We start from the raw sequence: 4,874 nt of genomic DNA on the forward strand, positions 1-4,874 counted from the left end.
CAACGGCACCATCAGCCTCGCCGGGACCGCCTACCTCGTCTCCAGATCCCGAGCGGGCCAGGAGGCCCTGATCACCTGGGACGCCCACAGGACCACCATCACCGACCCCCACGGCGAGGCCCACTTTCCCAGTACCCGTGGCCGCAACCGGGAACCAGGCACGTCTCCCACCACGACCCCGCCACACGCGCCACCCCAGGAGACCGCCCCCGCAAGAACCCCCGAAACGTCACCGATGCCCTGACACACCAACCGTCACCGATCTCCTGAGACATCACACTCTCAGAGCGCGATGCCGTGGCCGGAAAACTCTCAGCCGTGTACTCCCGCGGGGAGGTACGCGAGTTCCCGGACCTGGACCCAATCCGCGCCTCGGGCCGCTACAGTGACGCGGACCTCCTGGCCCTGGAAACTAAGCACGACATCGGGTTTGATCAGTCCATGTTTGCCGAGAAACTCTCCCGAGTCATCCTTATCGATCCGGTCGAGGCCGAGGAATATGGCCTGGACTCAGAAGCTTTTCTGCAGGTCCAGCAGCGCATTATGAACTGGGCGACGGCACTGCGTGATGCTGAACATGACAGGCCTCGTGACGAGGATACGAGACAGAGGTGAACCTTCCAGCTTTCTGTTGGTCCCGTGCGAGCCAGGCGCTCTACACCCCTGGTACCGCGCATCGTCGACCAGGGCCAGCCGGTGCGCCCCAGACGGCGACCTCACGGCCGCAGTCGTGAGCCCGGCCAGCCCGGTCGGATAGCCCGACCGGTGCAGCACACGAGCACCACGGCTCCCGGCTGGCGGCGCACGACGTGACAGACCCCGCCCGGGCCGGGTCGCCTGAGGCGCGCAGGAGCCAACCCGGTCCGGCCCGGTCGGTCGCAGCAGGGCGACACGAGTTCCCGTCCCGGCCTGCGCGCCGACCCGCCTCACCGCCCGGCCAGCTCGGCGGCCCGCGCGAGCACGTCGTCGAGCATGTCCGCGGTGAGCCGGCCGGTGAAGGTGTTCTGCTGACTGGGGTGGTAGCTGCCCAGCAGGGTCACCTCATCCCCGCCCGGGCGCGCGAGCACCACCTCGGCGCCGTGCCCGAAGCGCGGCTTGGGCCTCGGCACGCCCCAGCCCGCCTGCCGCACGACCCGCAGTGCCGTGTCCCAGGCGATCCCGCCGAGCGCCACCAGCACGCGCACCTGCGGCATGAGCGCGAGCTCGCGGGCGACCCAGGGCAGGCAGGCGGCCTTCTCCGCCGTCGTCGGCCTGTTGGCGGGCGGGGCGCAGCGCACCGCCGCCCCCATGCGCACCCCGGTCAGCTCCTGCCCGTCGCCGGCGCACCAGGAGGTGCCGCGGGTGGCCATGCCCGCGCGGTGGAGGGCGGCCCACAGCCAGTCGCCGGAGCGGTCCCCCGTGAACATGCGGCCGGTGCGGTTGGCGCCGTTGGCCGCGGGTGCCAGCCCGACGACGTAGATGCGCGCGTCCGCTGGCCCGAAGCTCGGCACGGGGCGTCCCCAGTAGGGCTCGTGGGCGAAGGAGGCGCGGCGGCCGGTCGTGGCCACCTGCTCGCGCCAGGCCACCAGGCGCGGGCAGGCGCGGCACACGCTGACCCGGGCGTCGAGGGCGGGGACGTCGGGCGCAGAGCGGGCCAGGCGCGCCGCGCCGCCGGCCGAGCGCGCCACCGGGGTGGCCGCGTCGGCGGGGTCGCCGGGCCAGCCGGTCCCGGGCGGGACGGGCGAGTCGAAGCCCGCGCCGGTGAGCGGGTGCGGGTCCTTCACTTCTGGCACCGCCCCATTGTCGCGCACCCGACCGGAGCAGAAGCACACCGACAACAGCGGGAGCACCGCGACCGACAGACGCAGTGCTGCCGCCCCGGACCCTTCTCGCCCCGGCGCGCCGCCGTACCCCCGCCCTCCGCAACCATCCGCTGACCCGCCTTCGGAGAAAGCGGTTCCTCTCGGACAGTGGGCCGGGGCCTGAGGGGCGCGGAGCCGGGGGGCTCCTGGGGCGGGACTGCCTGCTCGGCGTCCGCAAGTGTCTGGCGCCTTGCGCGGGGCCTCAACCAGGTCACCGGACAGCGGCAGGGCGGCGCGGAAGGCAGCAGGCCACTTACTTCACTCGCGACTCCCCGCCGTCGAGGGGCCGAGGCGCCCTTATAACGGTGACCGGCTATCGGATGGCTTCATCATGGTCTCCGCTTCTCGGAAGGGGGGGAGGGGGAGTGGATCAGCGGGCAGAGCACCGGTCCCGGTCCCGGCAGTCTGAGAGGCCTATGAATCGAGGCGTCCGAGAGACTCAAGGCCGGGGAAAAGGGCCCACGCATCGGGACCGCCCGCCACGGCATCGAGGACGCGGACCAAGCCCGCGTTTCCCGAGCAGTAGTCAGCGGAGAGCCGGAGCCCTCCCTGCCCCCCGACCAGAACGCCGTCCTGACCCGGGACCACAAAACAGTAGGGAATGAGCTCGTTGACGAGCGCCTCACCGCCGGCAGGCGCGCAGTCCACTCCGGCCGACGCGGCGCAGGCTCTGGCCGCCAGAAGACCGGCCCGCCCCATGAAAAGACCGCCGTTCGCGGTGCACCGCACAGCGGTCGCACGGGCGAGACGGTCCAGAACGTCCGGATCGATGCGGTTCCTGACCTCCTGAGAGGCCATCAGAATTGCCAAGAGGATCCCTGCGGAGCCCTCAGCGAAATAGGGCATAAGACGTTGACGGTCGAGCACCTGCAGGGAGCCGTCACGAGCCCGTCGCGTCAGGCCCAGGTCCTTGTTGAAAGCCGAGGCCGCGGCTCGCCGCAACCCGGCATCGCCGAGAAGGCATGCGGCCCTGTCGAGGGCGAGGGCAACACCGGACCACCCGTCGATGAGGCCGGCAGCCATACTCGACGAGGTCATTGGCGATACGATACGGGAGCCGGGATCCATGGCCAAACGCTCCAAGAATGCGATCAGCCCATCGAATCCGAGGCTGAGCAGCTTCTTTTCCTCGCCTTTCGCGGATGCCATCTGCGCAAGCGCGATCCCAGCGAGCCCGGACCGCAGACTCGCATCGACGGGAGCGTCCGAGTCCGGCACGGGCACCAGTTCCGTCAAAGATTCTCCGCGCATGAGGAGAATACCATCGGCGCCTAACAGGTATCCGCGCGGAGGACTACCGCCGTCGAGGTCACCCCACGTCAAATCGACGGAGAAGAATCCGTCAGCAAGCTCTCGAGTGAACAAGGCCCCCGCGAGGCCCGACTCAATATCGATCCGCCCCGCCCCGGAGAAGCTCACAACGTCCCCGGGAATCACCAGATTCCCCTCATCCATGTGCGCCACAGCCGCCAGGCCGGCGACGAGCCGGTCCCTCAGCTCGGCAGGGCCGTGTGGCGCATCGGCCGAAGCAACAGGCACGACATCATGTCTTCTCGCAGGTTCCGCCGCCATGATCTCGTCGAAGGGGATGCGCTCTGACAGAAGCCTGTGCGCCTGCCGAACCTGGACCTCGATAAGGTCATCGGAAATAGCATTGAGCGGAACGAGCGGGAAAAACAGCTGGGCAACAACCCTGTTGAAGGCGAACCAGTCGTTCTCCTCGGGGCTGAGCCAGTCGGGGCCGACGAACCCGGGGGTGCCGACCGTGATGGGACTGCGGTCCGCGAGGGGCCGAGCGGCCTCGAGGTCAATGATTCGGGGCCTCTCCTCCCCCTCTATGAGAATATTCATCGGCTGAAGATCAACCAATGCGTAACCGGACGCATGCACTTCTTCAATCGCCTGCTTGAGGGAAAGACTCAGCGACGTAGCGCGACGAATGTAGTCCTCAGGCTCGTCGAGCACCGAGAAGGGGTAGTTGCCGGCGACCCAGGAGCTCAGGGTCGGCCCATCAACATACTCCTCGACGAGGAAGGTGTGCCCGCCTATTTCCCGCAACTCGCGGAAGCTTACCACGGCATCGACACCACTCAGAGCGCGCATCACCTCCGCCTCGTGCCGGAGCCGGTCAACAGCCCATAGGTCGGAGTCGTCCAAACCAACGTACGGCCGGGCCTCTTTGAGCACCACCCGGGAGCGAGTGTCGGAACAGGAGGCGAGGTACACGCCGCCGGCATTCGAGAAGTGCATCACCGATTCGACCTCATAGGGGTACCAATCCTGTTCGGTCGTATTGGGCGCCGAGCGCTGTGCGATATGGCCCGCCATAGCATCGGGAATATCGATCCATTCGGGGCAGGAGAAGGAAGTGGATCGCTCGTCCGGGACAAGCGTCCCATCAGGACTTCTCAAAGCGGGGACTCGCCCGCGCTCGGGATCATCCATCAAAAGGAGCCTGTAGCCGCCGTAGCGGAAGAAGACAGGGGCTCGACCCCAGCGAGCGTCTCCCAGGACTACGGGACCGCTCGAGGCGGCAAGGTCACGGGACAGCTGCTCCATCAGGTCCACCGCCTCCCGCTCATCGCGCGGATAAGCGGTAACGAACTTGCCGCACTGGACACGGTCGCCATACTTCGCCAGACTCGCTCGCAGATGCCCCTCGTCGCGCAGGTGCTTGAAGGGGATCCCGATGCCCCAGGGGGTCGGCGTTGTTATGGGGTGGGTTGTTGTGTGAGTTGTTGGAGGGTTTGGTGGGGGTGGGTTGCCCAGTAGCGGCAGGTGGAGGCGATGCTGCTTTTTCGGCGTTGTCGGCTGGGGTGGTCGGGGCTGGTGAGGCGGATGAGGCTGATGGCGGTGTTCCTGAGTGTGGCCATGGCTCGGGCGGTGGTGGTTGTGGGCAGTTGGTGGCGGTCCTCGTCGAAGGTGACGTCGCGGACCCAGTGGAGGCGGTTCTCTATTCCCCAGTGGCCTTGGATCCAGGCTGCTACGTGATCGGGCGGGGCGGCGATCATGTCCAGGGAGCAGATGGCGTAG

4 protein-coding genes and 1 pseudogene are annotated in these 4,874 nt (G+C 68.0%); 2 read left to right on the top strand and 3 right to left on the bottom strand.

Annotated features, from left to right (window positions below; all coding sequences use genetic code 11):
- Together O145_RS19440 and O145_RS15035 are read left to right on the top strand one after the other, a co-directional pair.
- The coding region (locus O145_RS19440; protein ID WP_229118621.1) for a hypothetical protein at nucleotides 1-244 on the top strand (244 nt) is incomplete at its 5' end.
- A 74-nt stretch (nucleotides 245-318) separates the two neighbouring features.
- On the top strand, nucleotides 319-615 hold the full coding sequence (locus O145_RS15035; protein ID WP_052375268.1) for a hypothetical protein: 297 nt from the start codon (nucleotides 319-321) through the stop codon (nucleotides 613-615).
- 311 nt (nucleotides 616-926) lie between these two features.
- On the opposite strand, the gene O145_RS15040 is transcribed toward O145_RS15035, so the two are convergent.
- The 3 genes and pseudogenes from O145_RS15040 to O145_RS18515 form a co-directional block, all read right to left on the bottom strand.
- Nucleotides 927-1,763, bottom strand: coding sequence for a uracil-DNA glycosylase (locus O145_RS15040; protein ID WP_043564448.1), 837 nt, complete (start codon nucleotides 1,761-1,763; stop codon nucleotides 927-929).
- A gap of 492 nt (nucleotides 1,764-2,255) precedes the next feature.
- Nucleotides 2,256-4,619 (bottom strand): class III lanthionine synthetase LanKC N-terminal domain-containing protein, encoded by a 2,364-nt coding sequence (locus tag O145_RS15045; RefSeq protein WP_458859326.1) that lies wholly within the window; start codon nucleotides 4,617-4,619, stop codon nucleotides 2,256-2,258.
- Nucleotides 4,553-4,874 (bottom strand): annotated as a pseudogene (locus O145_RS18515) (ISAs1 family transposase); the annotation flags it as partial. The pseudogene O145_RS18515 and the gene O145_RS15045, both read right to left, overlap by 67 nt.

The organism is Actinomyces israelii DSM 43320, assembly GCF_000711965.1.
GTDB classification, from domain to species: Bacteria; Actinomycetota; Actinomycetes; order Actinomycetales; family Actinomycetaceae; genus Actinomyces; species Actinomyces israelii.